General features: G+C 59.2%; 19 protein-coding genes and 5 tRNA genes. 7 read left to right on the forward strand and 17 right to left on the reverse strand.

All coding sequences use genetic code 11. The features are described from left to right. Positions 1–138 precede the first annotated feature (138 nt). The 6 genes from I2D41_RS05980 (at position 139) to I2D41_RS06005 (ending at position 7,643) form a co-directional block, all read left to right on the forward strand. Positions 139–1,062 (forward strand): ABC transporter permease, encoded by a 924-nt coding sequence (locus I2D41_RS05980; RefSeq protein ID WP_006234992.1) that lies wholly within the window; start codon positions 139–141, stop codon positions 1,060–1,062. Next, the gene (locus I2D41_RS05985; RefSeq protein WP_055250279.1) at positions 1,055–1,849 is read left to right on the forward strand and encodes an ABC transporter ATP-binding protein; all 795 of its coding nucleotides are present in this window, start codon (positions 1,055–1,057) and stop codon (positions 1,847–1,849) included. Before I2D41_RS05980 ends, I2D41_RS05985 begins: the two co-directional genes overlap by 8 nt. A gap of 158 nt (positions 1,850–2,007) precedes the next feature. Beyond that, entirely contained in the window at positions 2,008–4,032 is a 2,025-nt protein-coding gene (locus I2D41_RS05990; RefSeq protein WP_195363882.1) for a bifunctional metallophosphatase/5'-nucleotidase, read from the forward strand. Positions 4,033–4,160: 128 nt separating this feature from the next. Continuing rightward, the gene (locus tag I2D41_RS05995) at positions 4,161–4,928 is read left to right on the forward strand and encodes a mechanosensitive ion channel family protein (protein ID WP_195363883.1); all 768 of its coding nucleotides are present in this window, start codon (positions 4,161–4,163) and stop codon (positions 4,926–4,928) included. Between the two features lie 91 nt (positions 4,929–5,019). Continuing rightward, positions 5,020–6,936 (forward strand): BMP family ABC transporter substrate-binding protein, encoded by a 1,917-nt coding sequence (locus tag I2D41_RS06000; RefSeq protein WP_195363884.1) that lies wholly within the window; start codon positions 5,020–5,022, stop codon positions 6,934–6,936. After that, entirely contained in the window at positions 6,933–7,643 is a 711-nt protein-coding gene (locus tag I2D41_RS06005; RefSeq protein WP_117799696.1) for a metallophosphoesterase family protein, read from the forward strand. Before I2D41_RS06000 ends, I2D41_RS06005 begins: the two co-directional genes overlap by 4 nt. Positions 7,644–7,768: 125 nt before the next feature. Here I2D41_RS06005 and rplA read toward each other — a convergent pair whose 3' ends face one another. The 11 genes from rplA to I2D41_RS06060 form a co-directional block, all read right to left on the reverse strand. Next, entirely contained in the window at positions 7,769–8,476 is a 708-nt protein-coding gene (gene rplA / locus I2D41_RS06010; protein WP_022093892.1) for a 50S ribosomal protein L1, read from the reverse strand. 117 nt (positions 8,477–8,593) lie between these two features. Continuing rightward, entirely contained in the window at positions 8,594–9,022 is a 429-nt protein-coding gene (gene rplK, locus I2D41_RS06015; protein ID WP_022093893.1) for a 50S ribosomal protein L11, read from the reverse strand. Between the two features lie 120 nt (positions 9,023–9,142). Further along, positions 9,143–9,679: a transcription termination/antitermination protein NusG gene (gene nusG / locus I2D41_RS06020; protein WP_195363885.1), complete on the reverse strand. Its 537-nt coding sequence runs from the start codon at positions 9,677–9,679 to the stop codon at positions 9,143–9,145. A gap of 3 nt (positions 9,680–9,682) precedes the next feature. After that, the gene (gene secE, locus I2D41_RS06025) at positions 9,683–10,021 is read right to left on the reverse strand and encodes a preprotein translocase subunit SecE (RefSeq protein ID WP_022093894.1); all 339 of its coding nucleotides are present in this window, start codon (positions 10,019–10,021) and stop codon (positions 9,683–9,685) included. Between the two features lie 76 nt (positions 10,022–10,097). Beyond that, positions 10,098–10,173: transfer RNA gene (locus I2D41_RS06030), tRNA-Trp, on the reverse strand. Positions 10,174–10,186: 13 nt separating this feature from the next. Beyond that, complete coding sequence (gene rpmG, locus I2D41_RS06035) at positions 10,187–10,336, reverse strand: 50S ribosomal protein L33 (protein ID WP_022093895.1); 150 nt, start codon at positions 10,334–10,336, stop codon at positions 10,187–10,189. Between the two features lie 279 nt (positions 10,337–10,615). After that, entirely contained in the window at positions 10,616–11,806 is a 1,191-nt protein-coding gene (tuf, locus tag I2D41_RS06040) for an elongation factor Tu (RefSeq protein WP_035137538.1), read from the reverse strand. A gap of 96 nt (positions 11,807–11,902) precedes the next feature. Beyond that, positions 11,903–11,979 (reverse strand) — tRNA-Met (locus tag I2D41_RS06045). A gap of 3 nt (positions 11,980–11,982) precedes the next feature. Continuing rightward, a tRNA-Thr gene (locus I2D41_RS06050) sits at positions 11,983–12,058 on the reverse strand. A 10-nt stretch (positions 12,059–12,068) separates the two neighbouring features. Next, positions 12,069–12,150, reverse strand: a tRNA-Tyr gene (locus I2D41_RS06055). A 684-nt stretch (positions 12,151–12,834) separates the two neighbouring features. After that, positions 12,835–12,909, reverse strand: a tRNA-Thr gene (locus I2D41_RS06060). A 224-nt stretch (positions 12,910–13,133) separates the two neighbouring features. Here I2D41_RS06060 and I2D41_RS06065 point away from each other — a divergent pair. Beyond that, positions 13,134–14,474, forward strand: coding sequence for a DNA-binding protein (locus I2D41_RS06065; protein WP_195363886.1), 1,341 nt, complete (start codon positions 13,134–13,136; stop codon positions 14,472–14,474). A gap of 27 nt (positions 14,475–14,501) precedes the next feature. On the opposite strand, the gene I2D41_RS06070 is transcribed toward I2D41_RS06065, so the two are convergent. The 6 genes from I2D41_RS06070 to disA form a co-directional block, all read right to left on the reverse strand. Next, entirely contained in the window at positions 14,502–15,179 is a 678-nt protein-coding gene (locus tag I2D41_RS06070) for an NYN domain-containing protein (RefSeq protein ID WP_195363887.1), read from the reverse strand. A 3-nt stretch (positions 15,180–15,182) separates the two neighbouring features. Next, positions 15,183–16,103: a 23S rRNA (guanosine(2251)-2'-O)-methyltransferase RlmB gene (gene rlmB, locus I2D41_RS06075; RefSeq protein ID WP_195363888.1), complete on the reverse strand. Its 921-nt coding sequence runs from the start codon at positions 16,101–16,103 to the stop codon at positions 15,183–15,185. A 186-nt stretch (positions 16,104–16,289) separates the two neighbouring features. Then, a complete protein-coding gene (cysS, locus tag I2D41_RS06080) occupies positions 16,290–17,756 on the reverse strand; it encodes a cysteine--tRNA ligase (protein WP_195363889.1) in 1,467 nt (488 codons plus the stop codon). 3 nt (positions 17,757–17,759) lie between these two features. Then, a complete protein-coding gene (gene ispF, locus I2D41_RS06085; protein WP_195363890.1) occupies positions 17,760–18,254 on the reverse strand; it encodes a 2-C-methyl-D-erythritol 2,4-cyclodiphosphate synthase in 495 nt (164 codons plus the stop codon). Continuing rightward, the gene (gene ispD / locus I2D41_RS06090) at positions 18,244–18,972 is read right to left on the reverse strand and encodes a 2-C-methyl-D-erythritol 4-phosphate cytidylyltransferase (RefSeq protein WP_195363891.1); all 729 of its coding nucleotides are present in this window, start codon (positions 18,970–18,972) and stop codon (positions 18,244–18,246) included. Before ispD ends, ispF begins: the two co-directional genes overlap by 11 nt. Beyond that, positions 18,972–20,012 carry a DNA integrity scanning diadenylate cyclase DisA gene (gene disA / locus I2D41_RS06095; protein WP_369796797.1) on the reverse strand — a complete coding sequence of 347 codons (1,041 nt, stop codon included), beginning with the start codon at positions 20,010–20,012 and terminating at the stop codon, positions 18,972–18,974. Before disA ends, ispD begins: the two co-directional genes overlap by 1 nt. Positions 20,013–20,188 lie beyond the last annotated feature (176 nt).

Below are 20,188 nucleotides of genomic sequence, written 5' to 3' on the forward strand. Positions count from 1 at the left end.
CACAGGGGCGGGCGCTGTAGACCGGCGTCCGCCCTGCTTGTTTCAGGTAAAACAAAACGTCTGTCCGCAGCTCTTCTATGCATTGTTACCGCTATTATGGTGAATCACGTGTCCACCCTATCCTAGGAGGTATGAAGCATGCTCATTGCATTGCAGGGCGCCGTTTCGCAGGGCGTCCTCTGGGGCATTATGGTGCTTGGCGTGTTTATCACGTTCCGCCTACTCGACATTCCCGATATGACCTGCGACGGCAGCTTTGCCCTCGGCGGCTGCGTCTGCGCTGTGCTCATCGTCAATAACAACGTCGACCCGCTGCTCGCCGTGCTGGCCGGTATGTGCGCCGGCGCCATCGCGGGTGCCGTCACGGGCATTTTGACCACCGTCTTTGAGATTCCTGCGATCCTCGCCGGAATCCTCACCCAGATCAGCCTGTGGTCCATCAACCTGCGCATCATGGGCAAGTCCAATACACCCATTCTTGCCAAGGGCACCGTGTTCTCCGCCGTCAGCAATATGACCGGTCTGCCGCAGTCCACCGTTGCCATCATCTTGGGCATCCTGCTCGCCGTGGCTATCGTTGCCATCCTGTATTGGTTCTTTGGCACCGAGATCGGCTCGGCGCTGCGAGCCACCGGCAACAACGAGTACATGATCCGCGCTCTGGGCGTCAACACCAACTCCACCAAGATGATCGCCCTCGTGCTCTCCAACGCCCTCATCGGCCTTTCGGGCGCGCTCATCTGCCAGAGCCAAAAGTATGCCGACATTGGTATGGGCACCGGTGCCATCGTTATCGGTCTTGCCGCCATTGTTATCGGCGAGGTGCTCGGCCGTCTGCTGCCCGGCGGCCTCACGCAGTTTAGCGTCCGTCTTGCCTCCGCCGTCTTTGGCTCCGTGGTGTACTTCCTTATCCGCGCCATCGTGCTGCAGTTGGGCATGGACGCCAACGACATGAAGCTGCTCTCCGCCGTAATTGTCGCTGTGGCCCTGTGCGTGCCCGTGGTTTGGGAGCGCTATAAGCTCCGCAGCTCCTACACGAAGGGAGATGAGGCAGATGCTTAAGCTCTCGCATGTCAAGAAGACCTTTAACAAGGGCACCGTCACCGAGAAGCGCGCGCTCACCGGCGTCGACCTCACCCTGAATGACGGCGACTTTGTAACCGTGATCGGCGGCAACGGCGCCGGCAAGTCCACGCTGCTCAACATGATCGCCGGCGTGTACCCGCTCGATTCGGGCGTTATCGAGCTCGACGGCACCGACATCTCGCGCCTGAGCGAGTCGCAGCGCGCCAAGTACCTGGGCCGCGTGTTTCAGGACCCCATGCGCGGTACCGCTGCCGACATGCAGATTGCCGAGAACTTGGCCCTCGCCAAGCGTCGCGGCCAGCGTCGCGGCCTTTCGTGGGGCGTCACCAAGGCCGAGAAAGATGAGTACGTTGAGCTGCTCAAGCGCCTGGACCTTGGTCTGGACACGCGTCTCAACGCCAAGGTCGGCCTGCTCTCGGGTGGCCAGCGCCAGGCACTCACCCTGCTGATGGCCACGCTCACCAGGCCGCGCCTGCTGCTGCTCGACGAGCACACTGCGGCCCTCGACCCCAAGACGGCCTCTAAGGTGCTCAACCTGACCGAGGAGATCGTCGACGAGAACCACCTGACCACGCTCATGGTCACGCACAACATGAACGACGCCATCCGTCTGGGCAACCGTCTGATCATGATGCACGAGGGCCATGTGATCTACGACGTGGCCGGCGACGAGAAGAAGTCGCTCACCGTGGCCGACCTGCTGCAGAAGTTCGAGGAGGTCTCGGGCGGCGAGCTCGCCAACGACCGCATGCTGCTAAGCTAAAACCTGCCAAAAAGGGACAGGTTTATTTTGGTAGGTTTTATCTGCGCAAACGCCAAAACCGCCGCAAAGGGACAGAGGCCCTTGCGGCGGTTTTCGCATATTATGTCGATAATCCGATATTCAACCAGACATTCTGGCTAAGGACTAAGGAAACTGCCATGAAAAGACTCCCCCGCTTTGCGTTGGCCGCCGCGTTGTTTGCCGGCGCGCTCGCAGGCATCCCAAGCCTCGCTTTCGCGGGAAACCTGCCCGCCGCTATTGACGGCTCCGTGGCCGTCATGCACACCAACGATATCCACGGCAGCTACAAGTACAGCTACAACGCAAGCAAGGGCACCGGCACTGTGGGCTTTGACGGACTGGCGGTTTTCTATAGCGCCCAAAGCAGCGCCCCCGATCTTTTACTCGATGCGGGCGACACCTTCCACGGACAGTCCTTCGCCACCATGAGCGAGGGCAAGAGCATCGCCGAGCTCATGGACACCTTCTACGCCGACGGCTACGACGCAACCACGCCAGGCAACCACGACTGGAGCTACGGCGCGGACAAACTCCGCACCATGACCGGCTACAGCACCACCGGCACGCCCTTCGCCATGCTCTGCGCGAATGCAACGTCCTCGAACGGCGTATGGAGCTCGAGCATCACGAAGACGCTCGATCGCACCTGGGAGGATAGCGAGGATCACTCCACATTCGACTACAAAATCAAGGTCGGCGTCGTCGGAGCCATGGATGAGTCGCTAGGTTCCTCGCTGCGCGCGGACCTGGTCGCGGGCACCAGCTTCTCGAGTGCCGCGAACGCCATCAATACCGAGGCAGAGCAGCTGCGCAAGGAGGGCTGCGATGTTGTTGTGTGTATCGCGCACACGCTCGACGCCAAGACCTTTGCCACGCGACTCCGTGGCGTCGATGCCCTTATCGCAGGCCACGAGCACATCAACCTTAACGAGAAGGTGACGGGAGCCGACGGCAAGACGATCCACGTTGTCGAGGCAGGCAGCGCCTTTGCCGAGGTGGGGCTGCTTTCCATTCCGTACAAGTACAACACGAATGACACCGAGACGACCGACGATGACACGGTCACGGTCCCTGCAGACGGTAGCGACGAGAAGCTCTACACCGCCAAGAACGTCAACGACCTTTTGGCAGACCCCGACAAGGGCTCCGACTACCAAAGCCGCCTTGAAGCCGTCCGCAACAAAATCAAGCCGCTCGACGAGGACTTTGAAAACGAATCGAACAAGGTGCTCGGCACATCCACCACCAACTATTTCTACGGCGAGGACGCCGCAGGCACGCATGGTTGGGAAATGGTGCGCACCACCGATTTCCGCCCCAGCAAGGAGGGCGACACCACCAAGGCCCAGACCATCGGCCACGTGATTTGCGGCTCCTATCTTGCCCTGACGGGCGCGGACTTCGCTATCGAAAACGCTGGCGGCATCCGCGGCGGCATCGCGGCGGGCAACGTGACCGCCGGCAACGTCATCGCCATCTCGCCCTACGGCAACACCGTGGAGACCTGGACCATGACCGGCGCGGACTTCCTCGCAGCGCTCGAGCACTCGCTACAAATCAGCGACGATTGCAACGACAGCTACGAGCTTCAGCAGGCTTATGTGGCGGCCGGTCACACCGAGCAGGAGGCGCAAAACAAGTACAAGTGGCGCGATGACTCTGGCAGCGTTCTCTCCTTTGGCGGCATCAATGTGACGATTGATTGGACGCAGCCCGAAGGCAAGCGCATTGTGAGTGCCACACTCACCAAAGACGGCAGCACGTTCGATCCCACCAAGACCTATACCGTCGCCACCAACAACTACATCATTACCAACACGACCGACTTCCCCACCTTCGCAAACGCCACCAAGCACACCGAGTGGGGTACCTGCGAGTCAGCGCTAAGGGCGCTGATCGGGCAGAACGGCTGGGAGAGCAAGATGGCCGGGCTCGCCGGCACCATCGGCTTCGGCTCCGCAGCCGTGGACCCCACGCCCTCACCGGCCCCGACGCCTAAGCCCTCGTCTAAGACGGACACGGCGACCACGAAGGTCATCACCAAGAAGACGACCGGTAAGCTTGCCGCAACGGGAGACCGCACGCTGGCAGTAGTTGGCGCGTGCCTTATCGGCGGCATCATCGTCATCATGCTCGGCATTATCTGGAAGCGTCGACGCTAAGCTACACCGCCGGGCCTTACAGCCCCGCCGCGTAAACCTTATATCGAGCACAGAAGCCCGTCCGATGTGATCGGACGGGCTTCTTGGTGGGTATCATGGTTGGACGATCATTAGGAGGTTTTCCCTACATGGAATTGTTTGAGCCGATTCTTCATTTCTTTGAGCAACGGTGGGTCCACAACATCATCTGGGCCGTCATCTTGGCGATAGGCACCGCCGTCGCCGCCAAGGTCGTATCCAAGACCCTGAACCATCTGCTTAACCGAGACGATAACCCGCTTCCGGCATCGAGTATCTTCATCAACATCGCGCGCGCCGTCATCTGGATGATCGGCGGCAGCTTTATCCTCGACAACTGCTTTGGCATTAACGCAAACGCCCTCGTTGCCGCTCTTGGCGTCGGCGGCATCGCCATTTCGCTCGGCTTTCAGGACACGCTGTCAAACCTTATCGGCGGCATGCAGGTGACCTTTATGGGCATCATCAAGCCCGGCGACAATATCGAGGTCGGCGGCGTATCCGGCGTGGTCCAAGACATCACTTGGCGCCATACAACGATTGAGGATGCCTGTGGACAGACCATCATTGTGCCCAACTCCAACATTTCCAAGAACACACTCGTGCATTTGGTGCCCTTTGGGCGCGTGGCCGTGCCCGTTGCCGTAAAGGACACGTCCAAGTGGGCTTCCCTTGACGTGCTGGCAGACGAGCTGACCAGCGCCACCAAGGCCGCCGTGCTTCCCATCTCGGGCTTTGACAAGGAGCCCTACGTACTCTTTAGCGAAATCGGCGACTTTGGCATCAAAGGAAAGATCATCTTTATCGTCAGCGACGACAGCACTACTTTCACGGCAGCCGACGCCTGCATCCGTGCCATCGCCCCCATCATCGCCTAACCCGCCAAAAAGGGACAGGCACCTTTGTGGTGGTTTTCATTCGTGGTACCATGGTTCATATAGTTGTTTAAACGACTAAGGGAGCAACATCATGGAAGAGGCCTATCGTCAAGCACGCAAGCGCGGCGAGCAGGGACGCCGTCGCGCCATCAGCCAAAGCGAGCACCCGTACCTTACGGACCTCGACAGCCTCGTTGCCCAGCTCCCCTTAGGTCAGCGAGAGAATGTCGGCCTAAGGGATATTCCGCTCGAAATGGTCGTCGGCACAGTCACCAAAGGCCGTCAGTCCGCCTTTTCATGCAACTTTATGCCCCTGCTGCCGTTTAACACTGAGTTCGCCCGCAAGTGGTCCAACCTCTACGACATCCAGGTAACCGAGGGCTATCGCGATCCCATCATCGTCACCGAGTTCATGCATCGGTTCTATGTCCAGGAAGGCAACAAACGCGTCAGTGTCCTCAAATTCCTGGACGCTCCAACGGTTTCGGCCAGGGTCACCCGTCTCTACCCCGGCACATGGGATTCCGTCGAAAGCCGCCTGTACGGTGAATTCTGCGCGTTTTGGCGCGTCTGCCCCCTATACGAAATCGAGTTCTCGCGTGAGGGAAGCTACGAGACGCTCGCCAAGATGCTCGGTCGGAACCTTATCGAAAAATGGCCGCAGAAAAAGGTCGACTACCTGCGCCACACCTTCCTGCTCTTTAAGCGCGCCTACCTTCGCGCAGGCGGCGACCACCTGGACATTACGCCCGCCGACGCCATGCTCGTTTACCTCAATGTGTACAACCAGGACCGCCTGCTGGATACGCCGACGGATATCGTCGTAAACCGCCTGTGCAAGATTTGGCGCGAGCTGGTCATTGCCGGCAAAAATGACGAGGACAAGGTCGATCTTGTCGAAGCGCCGAGCGTCGATGAGGAGGAGACGCCCGCCAAGTCCACCTCTGGCGTGCTCAACTTCTTTATGGGCAAGACCGTCTACTCGACGGCCAACCCCCTGCGCATCGCCTTTATCCATGAGTTCCCCTGTGCGACGTCGAGCTGGGACAGCCTGCACGACCAAGGGCGTCAGTATCTCGATGAGCACTTTGGCGGTATCGTGCGCACCGAGGCGTTCGAGGACTGTCACGATCCGGATGTGTTCTACGCCGCCGTGGAAACGGCTGTCAAACATGGAGCAAACGTCATCTTCTCGACCTCGCACCGCCTGATGGAATACACGCTCAGGGCTGCCGTTGAGTATCCCCGGGTTCGGTTCCTCAACTGCTCTATCGGCCTTCCCCATCAAAGCGTCCGTTCGTACTTTGGCAAGATGTACGAGGCCAAGTTTCTGCTGGGCGCCCTTGCGGCCAGCATGGCGGACAACCACCGCATCGGTTACCACGCGTCGGTCTTCGCCTCGGGCGCACTCAGCGAGATCAACGCCTTTGCGATTGGCGCCTCGCTGCTCGACCCGCGCGCGCAGGTCATCCTCACCTGGGGCGATGTTCCCGCCGGTGGTCTTGCCGAAGCCATGTGCCGCGAAGGCGTAAGCGTCATGACCGGCGCTGACATGTCAAAGTCGCTCGAAGACCCAACGGCCTACGGGCTTCACCGCTTGGTCGACGGCAAAGTCACCGGCATCGCCATGCCCGTATGGAACTGGGGCCGTTACTACGAGCTCATCGTTCGCAGCCTTCTTCACGGCACGTGGGACGAGACCAGCGACGACAACCAAGTGCGCGCTGTCAACTACTGGTATGGCATGAGCTCCGGCGTTATCGACATCCGTTACGCTCCGGGCCTACCCTACCAAACGCGCAAACTCGTGCAGTTGCTCCGCAACGGCATTGTTGTGGGATCCATCAACCCCTTTGGCGGCGAGCTCCACAGCCAGAACGGCGTGGTACAGATCGAAGGCTTCCCTCCGCTGCCGAGCACGCAGATTGTCGAGATGAATTGGCTGGCGGACAACGTGGTAGGCACCATTCCGCAGCTCGACGATGAGCCGAAAGTCCCTGCCCTATGAAAATCCTTGCCATAGCCGATACCGAAGAACGATGCCTTTGGGAGTGCTTTCGCAAGGAACGCTTTGAGGGAGTCGACCTGATTTTGTCCGCCGGCGATCTGGACCCGGACTATCTTGAGTTTTTGGTTACGGTCATCAACAAACCGCTCATCTACGTGCGCGGCAATCACGATGACCGCTACGCACGTCATGCACCGGGTGGATGTATCTGCGTAGAGGACAGCGTGTACACGTACCGAGGGATTCGCATTGCGGGCCTTGGCGGGTCCATGCGTTATCGCGACGGCGCCAACATGTACACCGAACGCGAGATGTCCAAGCGCATGCGTAAGCTGTCGCGTAAGGTTAGGATGGTCGGCGGGTGCGACATTCTGCTTACCCATGCACCCGCCGCCGGTATGGGTGATCTGGACGATCTGCCGCATCGAGGATTCGAGTGTTTTAACACAGCACTCGAATCCTGGAATCCCGACTACATGGTGCACGGGCATGTGCACCAAAGCTACGGTTGCGATTTTCAGCGCGAGCGTCAGCATGTGTGTGGAACGACGATCATCAACGCCTGCGGCTATACGCAGTTTGAGCTCGACCAGACGCACTACCCCATCCGCGGCTGGCAAGCAGCTTGGCTCAACTCACAAACCATGCGCCGCGAGCTCAAACGCCACGAAGCCATCGAGTCTTCAACAGCCAGAACACCCTGGTAACCACCATAAAGGGGACACTGTCCCCTTTATGGTGCTTTTGACGCGATAGCAAGAAACCCGGTCCTGCACAAGGCAGAACCGGGTTTCTTTAGCAATGCTTGCTGTACTCAGGCAGTAACTAGCAGTTACTCAGCCAAGAAGTCACGCTGGACAGCAGGATCGACCTTGACGCCAGGGCCCATGGTGGAAGACACGGAGATGGACTTGACGTACTTGCCCTTAGCAGAAGAGGGCTTGACACGCAGGATCTCGGTGTACAGGGCAGCGTAGTTCTCGACGAGCTGCTGCTCAGAGAAGGACTTCTTGCCCAGGGGCACGTGGCAGATGCCGTAGCGGTCGGCGCGGTACTCAACGCGGCCAGCCTTGAGCTCGGAGACCATCTTGGCGACGTCCATGGTCACGGTGCCGAGCTTGGGGTTCGGCATGAGGCCACGGGGACCAAGGATCTTACCGATGCGGCCAACCTTGGCCATCATGTTCGGCGTAGCGATAGCGGCGTCGAAGTTGATCTCGCCCTTCTGGATCTGGGCGACGAGCTCGTCGGAACCGATGATGTCGGCGCCGGCAGCCTCAGCCTCGCGGGCCTTCTCGCCCTCGGCGAAAACGGCAACACGAACGGTCTTGCCGGTGCCGTGGGGCAGGGAGATGGAACCACGGATGTTCTGGTCAGCCTTACGAGTATCGATGCCCAGACGGAAGTGAGCCTCGACGGTCTCGTCGAACTTGGCGGTGTCGAGCTCCTTGATGAGCTTGGCAGCCTGAAGGGGGGTGTAGAGCGTGGCGCGGTCGATCTTCTCGGCAGCGGCGTTATAGCTCTTACCATGCTTAGCCATGTGCATTACCTCCTGTGGTTAAACGGGCGTGAGCCCTCCCACATCGTATCGTGTGCCCTATTGCACACATTTAACGGGCGCCCCGGTCGGAGCACCCGTCGTTACCATAAGAAATCGCTACTCAGCGATGGTGACGCCCATGGAACGGGCGGTACCGGCGATGATCTTCTTGGCGGCGTCAATGTCGTTGGCATTGAGGTCCGGCATCTTGATCTCGGCGATCTTGGTGAGCTGCTCCTGGGAGAGCTGACCAACCTTGTCGGCCTGGGGCTTAGCGGAACCAGACTTGAGGTTCAGCTCCTTCTTGATGAGGTGAGCCGCCGGCGGGGTCTTGGTGATGAAGGAGAAGGACTTATCCTCGTAGACAGAGATCTCAACGGGGATGATGTCGCCCTTCTTGTCCTGCGTCTCGGCGTTAAAGGCCTGGCAGAACTGCATGATATTCACGCCAGCAGCGCCCAGGGCGGGGCCGACGGGAGGAGCGGGGTTAGCTGCACCAGCAGGAATCTGGAGCTTAATGACGTTGGCAACCTTCTTCTCAGCCATGGTCATTCCTTTCGAATCACGAGTGTGAAGTACTTGCTATATCGTAAGCACGCACGTGTTAGAAGCACTCCTGAGATGAGCAGTCACAGAAGAAGCACGCTCGCGCGAACGGACGAAAACTTAAGCGATGACAGCGACCTGGTTAAAGTCGAGCTCAACCGGCGTCTCGCGGCCAAAGATCATCAGGGTGACCTTAAGCTTGCCTGCCTCGGTGTTAACCTCGGAGACCTTGCCATCAAAGTCGGTAAGCGGGCCATCGGTGACGCGGACGGACGTGCCGACCTGAATATCAACCGAGGTGCGCTTGGGCGAATCGCCCTTACCGGGACGACGAGTCATCTTGTTGTACTCGTCACGGGAAAGCGGAGCGGGCTTGCCGTTGCCGCCTAGGAAACCGGTGACGCCGGGCGTGTTGCGAACACACGTCCAAGCATCGTCATCCATCTCCATGCGGACCAGGACATAACCCGGGAAGATCTTGGAATCCTTGGTCTCGCGCTTGCCACCCTCTTTGATCTCGATGACGCGCTCCATAGGAATCTCGATATCAAAGATACGGTCCTGCATGCCCATGGTCTCGATACGATGCTCGAGATCGGACTTTACGCGGTTCTCGTATCCGGAGTAAGTGTGAACGACGTACCAACGCTTAGACATGGTTTAGCCCCTCAATCCAGAGAACAGAGCAAGAGCCTCGCCAAAGCCAGCATCGAGCAGAGCGATGACGACGCCGACGACGACCAGAGAAGCGCAAACGACGACCGAGTAGTTCACGAGCTCCTTCTTATCGGGCCACGTGACACGCTTCATCTCGGACTTGACCGAAGCGAAATACTTCTTGGTGCGGGCGAAGAAACCAGGCTTCTCGTTCTTCTTGGACTTCGCAGCCTTCTCGTTCTTCTTGGCAACGGCCTTCTTGGCCTCAACCTTGGAGTTGGCGGCAGCGCTGTTGGCAGGTGCCGGCTGCTGAGCCTTCTTCTTGTTCTTCTTGTTGGCCATTTGGGTTACCTCCGCGCAATGCGCTTATACATGAGTAAACCGTAAGCCCCCAAGTGGGAGCTTACGGAATAATGACTGGCACGCCAGGAAGGACTCGAACCCTCAACACTCGGTTTTGGAGACCGATGCTCTACCAATTGAACTACTGGCGTATGTGACTAGAGACTAGCGAGTCTCTTTGTGCAGCGTGTGGTGACGGCACCAGGGGCAATACTTCTTGATCTCCATACGATCAGGCATGGTCGACTTGTTCTTGGTGGTCGTATAGTTGCGGCGCTTGCACTCAGTGCACGCAAGAGTAACTAGAGTACGCATGTATCCTGAACCTTTCATTTCCGCCCCGTACGGGCACGAGTTGTTACTTTATCAGCTCCATATAAGTGCTGTCAATGAAAACCTCGAGTCAATTGGTTCTCGGTGGATCCATTCATATTTGGAACACATCAATGAAGCCATCGAGAGCTAATCGACAGTGCATCCAGGACCATTATCGATCCTCTCGACACCAGCAACGGCTCAATATCCATTGCAGAAAAGAACCCGGCACCCATATAAGTGCCGGGTTCTCTAAGTCAGCTATATCAAAGAGCTAATTTACTCAATGATCGTGGAGACGATGCCCGAACCGACGGTGTGGCCACCCTCGCGGATAGCGAAGCGCAGGCCCTCCTCCATGGCGATCGGGTGGATGAGGTCGCCCTCGATGGTGATGTGGTCACCAGGCATAGCCATCTCGGTGCCCTCGGGGAGCTTGACCGTACCGGTAACGTCGGTGGTACGGAAGTAGAACTGAGGACGATAACCATCGAAGAACGGGGTGTGACGGCCGCCCTCCTCCTTGGTCAGAACGTAGATCTCGCCGGTGAACTTGGTGTGCGGGGTAACCGAACCAGGCTTGCAGAGAACCTGGCCGCGCTCGATGTCCTCGCGCTTGATGCCGCGGAGCAGCAGACCGACGTTGTCGCCAGCCTCGCAGAAGTCCATGGACTTACGGAACATCTCGATACCGGTAACGACGGTGTTCTGGGTATCCTTGATGCCGACGATCTCGACGGGCTCGTTGAGCTTGAGCTCACCGCGCTCGACACGGCCGGTAGCAACGGTACCACGGCCAGAGATGGTCATAACGTCCTCAACGGCCATCAGGAAGGGGAGGTCGTTGTTACGAGCAGGCGTCGGGATGTACTCGTCGACGGCCTTCATGAGCTCGCGGATAGCGTCCATCCACTTGGCGTCGCCCTCGAGAGCGCCCAGAGCGGAACCACGGATGACGGGGATGTCGTCGCCGGGGAAATCGTACTCGGAGAGGAGCTCACGGGTCTCCATCTCGACGAGGTCGATGAGCTCGTCATCGTCGACCATGTCGCACTTGTTCAGGAAAACGACGATGTAGGGAACGCCGACCTGACGGGCGAGCAGGATGTGCTCGCGGGTCTGAGCCATGGGGCCGTCGGTAGCGGCGATGACCAGGATAGCGCCGTCCATCTGAGCAGCACCGGAGATCATGTTCTTGACGTAGTCAGCGTGGCCCGGGCAGTCAACGTGAGCGTAGTGACGGGCAGCAGTCTCGTACTCGACGTGGGAGACGGAGATCGTAATGCCGCGCTCGCGCTCCTCGGGAGCCTTGTCGATGTTCTCGAACGCAGTGAAGTCAGCCTTGCAGCCCTCGGTCTCGGAGAGAACCTTGGTGATGGCAGCGGTCAGCGTGGTCTTGCCGTGGTCGACGTGACCAATGGTGCCGATGTTAACATGCGGCTTAGTGCGCTCAAACTTCTCTTTGGCCATAAAGCCCTCCTCTAAACAGGTCGTCCCCGGACGGGACTTTGCCTTTATACCATAGTGGCCTCTCAACATACTATTGAGAAGCCACCGTGTTACCTATGGTAGCGGTGACTGGATTCGAACCAGTGACGCCACGGGTATGAACCGTGTGCTCTAACCAACTGAGCTACACCGCCGGATGGAGCCTGCAACCAGACTTGAACTGGTGACCTCTTCGTTACCAACGAAGTGCTCTACCGACTGAGCTATACAGGCACTTGACGGGTGGGAGCTATAGGATTCGAACCTATGTAGGCAGAGCCAACGGGTTTACAGCCCGTCCCCATTAACCACTCGGGCAAACTCCCAATCGTTCAAGTATCCGCAGGTCCTTTGGTCTTTTGGACCGCCGCCCCCGCGAACGAAGAAGATAATACGATGCCACCTTGGGGGCTGTCAACGAAAACCTCTAGATACACGGCTCCGGGCGTATCCATATAGCTTTGACCTGCCGTTTTGCTGAGTTTGGATATGAAGGACGGTGAATTTGCATATTGCGGTGACATTTCCCGAGGGAACACTTTGGCGTAGTGGAGTGAGCCTGTAGAATATTACTTCGATAACGACTCATTTGCACCTATATATAGGTCGAGATCGGGCTTCCCAGACAGAATCGAGCGTGGATAATCTCCCACTTTTGGCGTGGCTTCGAGCCCAAAGTGGGAGATTATCCACGCTCAGCCTCCAGGCGGGAGATATTCCACGCTCGTATGTCCGGAAATCCTCGCTCGGGCAGGATGACTGGGACCGGTCCGGCCTTTGTCTCGATCTGTAACAGTAAGAGGGTTATTCCTCCCCCATCTGTTACAGATCGAGATATTACGCAGAGACCCCAGCTTACGTCTCATTCTGTAACAGCTAGAACGGTTTTCAGCCTCTTCGTGTTACAGATTGAGACAAACCTGAAGCTTGGTTGGCACCAAACCTACTGACTTATCGACATAAATAGAAACGGGCCCTGTCCCATATAGAGACAGAGCCCGAAACTTTCATGGAGCCAGTGACAGGAATCGAACCCGCAACCCACTGATTACAAATCAGTTGCGCTACCGTTGCGCCACACTGGCACACTTGGCGCTTTCACGCGAAGCCAGTTAAGAATAAAGGAATTGCGGACGGGGCGCAACAGGCCGCACGGCGTTATACAAATATGCAAAATCCAGCAACAACGCATACCAGGCCCGTTCATTTCTGTCAGTGCGCCCTCAATCTTAAAACCATTCGCCAGAACGAATAGTTTTAATTACAATTGCTATATATAAAACTATTCGTTCTGGCGAAGGGTTTCGCGATGCTTACTACCAAAGAAGCCGCCGAGCTGCTCGGCATCACTCCGCGCAGGGTGCAGGAGCTCATAAAAAACGGAGCACTTGAGGCCCGCAAGGCTTCTGGTGTATGGCTCATCGACAAAGACAGCGTCGACACGCGACTCCGCTCTGTGACCAAAACGGGGGGACGTCCCCGCCGCGGCCACGGTAAGAGCGAGATCGCGTTCACCCTCATGAACCGCACGTACGAAGTCGCTCAGCTGGTCTACAGCACATCGCGAAAAGACTTTACCCACATCGGTGCCGACATCGATTACGCCCACGCCCCTATTGGAGTATTTGGCCCTAATAGCCCCATATTGCTAGACTCCTTCCGCATCTGGTGGCGCGGCCGCGGTATCCCGCTCGCACGCATTGGGCTAGCCTCCCTGCTTGCAGAAGCCGCAGTCGATGTTCCCGATGAACTCGTCCAGCGAAATCTCGGCCTCTCCTTATCCGACCAGTATTGGATTAGGCCCCAAGGTTCCGGTCTCGCGTGGGAGGATATCAACTTCTTCAATAACGCCTTTGATGACGTCTCGCTGTCCATTGCGCCCTTTGCCCCAGAGGGAAAAGCGGCTGCCGCAAAGCCCGATAACACCTCGGACGGCAATCTTCAAAAGTACTGGACGTGCGAGGGCGGGCGTCGAATTCTGCATAAGGCAGGAGCGCACCTGAACCAGGAACCTTATAACGAGCTGGTGGCGACCGCGCTCCACCGTCGCATCCTAAACGCCTGCGATTATGTACCTTACTCGCTCGAGGGCACGGGCACTTCCGCCCTGAGCATATGCGATGTCTTCTTAACTGATGAAGAAGAGTATATCCCTGCGTTCTATGTAAACCAGCACGCAAACGCAGATGAACGGCTAACCGACTACGAGCGATACGTAGCAAACTGCGAGGAGCTCGGGGTGACAGGCGTTAAGGATGCCCTTGACCGCATGATCGTATGTGACGACATCATCGCCAACTATGACCGTCATTGGCGTAACTTTGGCCTTGTGCGAAACGTCAACACGCTAACCTGCAGACCAGCCCCCATCTTCGATTCGGGCTCATCGCTCTGGTGCAACATATCTCTAGAGGAGCTTAGGGCAGGAGAGCACAGTTTTGCCAGCGCGCAGTTCCATTCAAGTCCCGCGAAACAAATGTTGCTTGTTGAGGATATGAACTGGTTTGACGGCGACAAACTCGAAGGCTTCGTTGACGAGGCAATCGAGATTCTTTCCAGAAACGACGCGCTCACGGCAAGGCTGCCATATCTAAAAGAGGCGCTAACGTGGCGCCTCGAAAGAATGATCGACATCGCTGAATGGAGTTAGCGAGGCAGCATTGCCCCGCCAACTTCCCTACCGTCCGCGCAGGGCCTTGAGCTTGGCCAGGGCATCGGGGCTCAGGCGACTGCCCAGAGTCATCTTGATCTGCGGAGCTTCCTCTGCCTCGTGAACGTCGTTATCGATCTGTTTGATCTCGTCCACCAGCATACGGCTCGAGATGCGCGTGACGCCCTTACCCATGACGACGGCCTGGATCGTGCCGTCGCTCGATACCACGGAGCACGCGCGGCCTTCCTCACGTGCCTCGATGCAGAGCTTCTGCACCACGGTATCGGCCGAAACACCCGTCGGCGAAAACTCAATGCGCACACCGCGGGCCGGTAGGTTGGAGCGCTCGCTGGAGATATTGCCCGCGCCGTCAAATACGATCACGGCCTCGTAGCGGCCCTGGGCAAACGCAGCTACGTCATTAATGAGCGCCGTGCGCGCCATATCGTGAACGTCGCTGGAATACGGATCGTCGGAATGGTCGTACACGAGCTTTTCGTAGCGCGGCGTGCAGTGAATCACGTTGTAACCGTCGACCACCAGCAGCTCGGGCTTGTTGGAGTGCACCGTCGAGACTGGGTCGGCGATAGCCTGCGCAAACGCATTGCCGCCCACGCCGTAGGTCGCGGCCGAAACAATCGGCTTGGCCGAGCCCTCGCCAAAGCGCTTGGCCTTGGACTTGGCACGGTTCTTTTTGGACATGCGCTACTCCTCCCCCATGAGCTCGCCGGCGTTGCGGCGCAGCCACTCAAAGCACAGCGCCGTTGTCGCCTGGGCAACGTTGAGACTCTCGGTCATGCCGCGCTGGGGAAGCTTGGTCAAAAAGTCGCATTTCTCAAGCACCAGGCGCGAGATGCCATCGCCCTCGGAGCCCATGACGAGCGCCACGCGGCCCTCGAAGGGAGCATCCCAGCAGCTGCCCTCGGCGTGCTCGGAAGCACCGCCCACCCAAAAGCCAGCGGCCTTGAGGTCGTCGAGCGCACGGGCGATATTAGGAACCTGCGCGATAGGCAGGTGCATGACGGCGCCGGCAGAGGTCTTGTAGCTGCCGACGGTCACACCGGCGGCGCGCTTGTTGGCAATGATGACGCCTGCCGCGCCCACGACCTCGGCGGAGCGCACGATGGCACCAAAGTTGCCGTCGTCGGTCACATGGTCGAGCACGATGACGAGCGCCGGACCGTCGCCCGCGCGGTCGAGAATATCGGCGACATCGGCATAGGGGAAGTTGCCCACCTCGAGCGCAATGCCCTGGTGAGCGCCATGGCTCGATAGCGCATCGAGCTGCGCGCGCGGCACATACTTAATGCGGACGCCCGCGGCGTTGAGGTCATCGACCAGACGAGACAGGGCGGCATCGCGCTCCCCGCCCTCGGCAATGAGCGCGCACTTGACGGGAAAGCCGGTACGCAGCGCCTCGGCGGCAGCACGGCGACCTTCGATAAACTCGCCCTTGGGGACCTGAACGTTGTCGCGGTTGCGATCTCGCTGCGGACGTGCAGCCTGAGCTTGGGAGCGCTCGCGCTGGCCCTTGGGAGCGGCAGTGCGGTCGTTGCGGCGACCCGGACGCGAGCCAGAAGCAGCCTGTTTGCCGCCACGAGGCGCACGCTTGCGATTGTCGGCCATAAAGCGGCCTCCTTAAAACATTTTTCAAACAAGACAAAAGAAGCGACCGCTTAAGACGAATAGCCCAAGCGGTCGGTACGGGTTTTCCAAGTGCCCGAGATTGCCGTGAAAGAGGAGCGACGCGTACTTGAGTACGCGAGCGACGGTTTGAACGGCAAGGTCGGGCGCTTGGGAAACCCGAAGGGATTAGAGAGTCTTAATACGGGTGCCCGCGGCAGTATCCTCGATCGTCAGGCCCAGGTCCTTGAGCTGATCGCGGATGGCATCTGCCAGATCCCAGTTCTTGGCGGCACGGGCCTCGGCGCGAGCCTCGAGAATCTTAGCAGCGGCCTCGTCCACGTCGTCGCCCGTGTAAGCAACCAAGCCGGCGGCAACGCCCAGCAGGCCCAGCGGCAACTCGACCTTGGGCTCGGGAAGCTCGACGCCAAACGTATCGAGCAGCTCGGCCAGCGTATCGGCGGCAGCCAGGACTGCGGCCTTGTCGGCAGCATCGCCCGCCTGCTCCAGATACTGATTGCACTCGGTGACAAAGCCAAAGACAGCACCCATGGCACCGGCGGTGTTAAAGTCGTCGTCCATGCACTCCTTAAAGGCGGCGCGGGTCTCGGCGGCCTTGGCGGCAAACGCCTCGGCGGCAGCCGCATCGGCATCGGCCGTCGCATGGTTCGCAGCCCAACGAAGGTTCTCGACCGTACCGGCAATACGCGTGAGCGAATTCTCGGCACCCTCCAGGCGCTCCCAGGAGAAATCGAGCGGCGAGCGATAGCTCGTCTGCAGCATCAGCAGGCGCAGGGCCGCGGCAGAGTGCTGCTCGAGCACCTCGGCCAGCGTAAAGAAGTTTCCGAGCGACTTGGACATCTTCTCGCCGTCAACCAGCAGCATACCCGTGTGCATCCAGGTGTTGGAGAAGCCCTGGTGCCAGGCGCAGGTGGCCTGGGCGCACTCGTTCTCGTGATGCGGGAAGGCAAGGTCGGAGCCGCCGCCGTGAATGTCGATCGGGGTGCCCAGGTAGCGGTGCACCATGGCGGCGCACTCGGTGTGCCAACCGGGACGACCCTCGCCCCAAGGGCTCGGCCAGCTGGGCTCGCCGGGCTTGGCGGCCTTCCACAGGGCAAAGTCGAGCGGGTCGTTCTTGTCCTCGTTCTCCTCGATACGTGCACCAACCATAAGGTCATCGATGTTGCGGCCCGAGACCTGGCCATAGTTGGGATCGCTGCGCACGGCAAAGTACACGTCGCCGTTATCGGCGGCATAGGCATGGCCCTGCTCGATAAGCGTCTTGATCATGGCGATCATGGGGCCGATCTCCTTGGTGGCGCGGGGGCGCACATCGGGATCGAGCACGTTGGCAGCGCGCATGACGCCAATGAACTTATCCGAGAACTCCGTTGCGACCTCGGCGGCCGTACGGCCCTGCTCGTTGGCGCGCTTGATGATCTTGTCGTCGACATCGGTGAGGTTCTGGGCGAACGTGACCTCATAGCCGCTCGCGATGAGCCAACGACGAATCACATCGAAGCTGATGAACGTGCGGGCATTGCCGATGTGGATGTTGTCGTAGACCGTGGGGCCGCACACGTACATGCGGACCTTGCCGGACTCGATGGGCTGGAACTCTTCCTTTTTATGGGTAGCGCTGTTGTAGATACGCATTCGTTACTCCTTAACGGTTTTCTGTAGCAGGCAGACGGCCCAGGCGCCGATCCCCTCGCCTTGGCCTTCCCAACCGAGCTTTTCGGTCGTGGTAGCGGCGACGCCCACGTTTTCGACGTCAACGCCCAGGGCATGGGCAAGGTTGGCGCGCATGGCATCGCGGTGCGGGGTGATCTTAGGCTGCTGACAGGCAATGGTGCAATCGGCATCGACAAACTCAAAGCCCAGCTCGCGTGCATAGTCCATCACGCGGGCAAGCAGCACCATCGAGTCGGCGCCCTCATAGGCAGGGTCGGTGTCGGGGAATAGCTTGCCGATGTCTCCCCCGCGGCAGGCACCCAGAATGGCGTCGGCCAAGGCGTGCGCGAGCACATCGGCATCCGAGTGGCCCAGCAGGCCGCACTCGTAGGGAATGTCGACCCCGCCGATGATACATCGACGCCCCTCCACCAAACGGTGGACGTCGTAGCCATGGCCAATGCGCAGGTTACTGAACATGGGGAAGATCCTCTCCCTCGGCCATACGGCCAAGCAGAATCGCGGTTACGGGACGTAGGTCCTCGGGCACCGTAACCTTAAGGTTGTCGCGCGGGCTCTGGACGCAGCGGACGCGTCCGCCCATGCGCTCGACCAGCGATGAATCGTCGGTACCGATAAAGCCCTCGGCGATAGCAGCGGCGTGAGCGCGCTTCATAGCATCGACGCTAAAGATCTGCGGCGTCTGCGCTGCCCAGTAGAGCTCACGTGGCGGCGTCTCGACGATATTATCGCCGTCGACGATCTTGAGCGTGTCGATCGCGGGCTGACCGCACACGACACCGTCGAGAGCACGGTCGTTCACGAGCACGTCGATAGCGTGGTCGATAGCCTCGGTGGTAATGAGCGGACGGGCGCCGTCGTGGATAGCGACATATTCGAAACCCGCCGGCACCGCGTGCACGCCGGCGCGGGTGGAATCCTGACGAGTATCGCCGGCATCGGCAAAGCTGATGGGCGTGTCATAGTCAAACGGGTCGATGGCCAGGCGGCGCATCTCGGCACGGCGCTCGGCAGGGCAAACCACGACGATTTGGCCGACCTTATCGCTACGATCGAACGCGCGGATGGACCAGCTCATGAGCGGACGGCCCGCCACGTTAATGAGCTGCTTGCCGCCGGGATTTCCAAAGCGCTGGCCGCTGCCGCCGGCAACGACCACGGCGCATACGGGCGCCATTATGCGTTCCCCTGTTTGGTGCCCTTCATGCGGTACAGCGAGTCCGCAAGAATGGCAGGGTTGTTGACGCCAAAGTCGCCCAAGCGCTCCGGATCCTCGCTGATGTCGTCCATGAGTTCCTGCAGCGAGCCGTACTCGTCGACGATCTTCTCGGCCACGCCGTCGCGCACGACGGACACGCGCGAAAGCGTGCGCAGGCCCAGCGGCGTCATGACGGAGTCCTCGTCCAGGTCGTCGTAACCCAGAACCGCCGCCACATGCTGTGGGTCGGACAAGTCCTTAGGCGTCATGCGGCTAAGCTCGGCGCGAATCTTCTCGGCGTTTGCCTCGGAGGAATCGCTCGCATAGTCGCGGATCATCAGGTCGTATTCGGTATCCATGCTGGAGCCAGCGAGCTGCTCGAGCTGCATCTGCACGAGCTTGCCCTGGTTGCCCAGCTTGACGATACAATCCTTAAGCTCGGTCTTTGCCTGTTGCATGATCTCGAAACTCGAGAAAATGCCGGTGATGTCGGCGAGCGTAACGTAGTCATCGAGCTCGAGGGCCGTCAGACGCAGCAGGGAGCGGTCGAGCGACTGACGGGTGGTCTGAAGCGTGGCGACGAGCTGGTTGACCGAGCTCATGATGGTGGTGACAGGCTGAATCTCGTAGCTCTTACCGTGGACGTACACGTTAACGACGGCACGACGGGCCGAGACCGAGATCACGATGGCATCGGTGAGCACCGACATGCGAGCGGCAGTACGGTGACGCATGCCCGTCTCACTCGTGGCGAGCGAGGGATCGGGATTGAGGTGGAAGTTGGCGCGCAGGATCTGGGTGAGGTCGCCATCGATGACGATGGCGCCGTCCATCTTGGAGAGCTCGAATAGACGGTTCGAGGTGAACGAAATGTTGAGCGGGAAGCCGTCGTTGCCGGCGGCGAGCACGTTTTCGGTGTCGCCGACGCAGATAAGGGCGCCCAGGTGACCGGCGATGATCATGTCGAGGGCGGTGCGGATCGGCTGGCCAGGTGCCGTCAGGCGAATAGCCTGTTCCATACGCTTTTGCAGCTCGTTCTTATCCAAGGCATCGCTCCCATCGTATACGCTCCATAAACGCTAAATAGTTTCTCACGGTTTGTCCCTGCGGCGCTTGCGAAATCCGATGCTTACAGAATGAGCGAACACAGCTGAGAGCCCAACCCAAATGGGCTGCTTATGTGGTAGCATCGGGA

It is taken from the genome of Collinsella aerofaciens (genome assembly GCF_015552075.1).
In the GTDB taxonomy this organism is placed as follows: domain Bacteria; phylum Actinomycetota; class Coriobacteriia; order Coriobacteriales; family Coriobacteriaceae; genus Collinsella; species Collinsella aerofaciens_Y.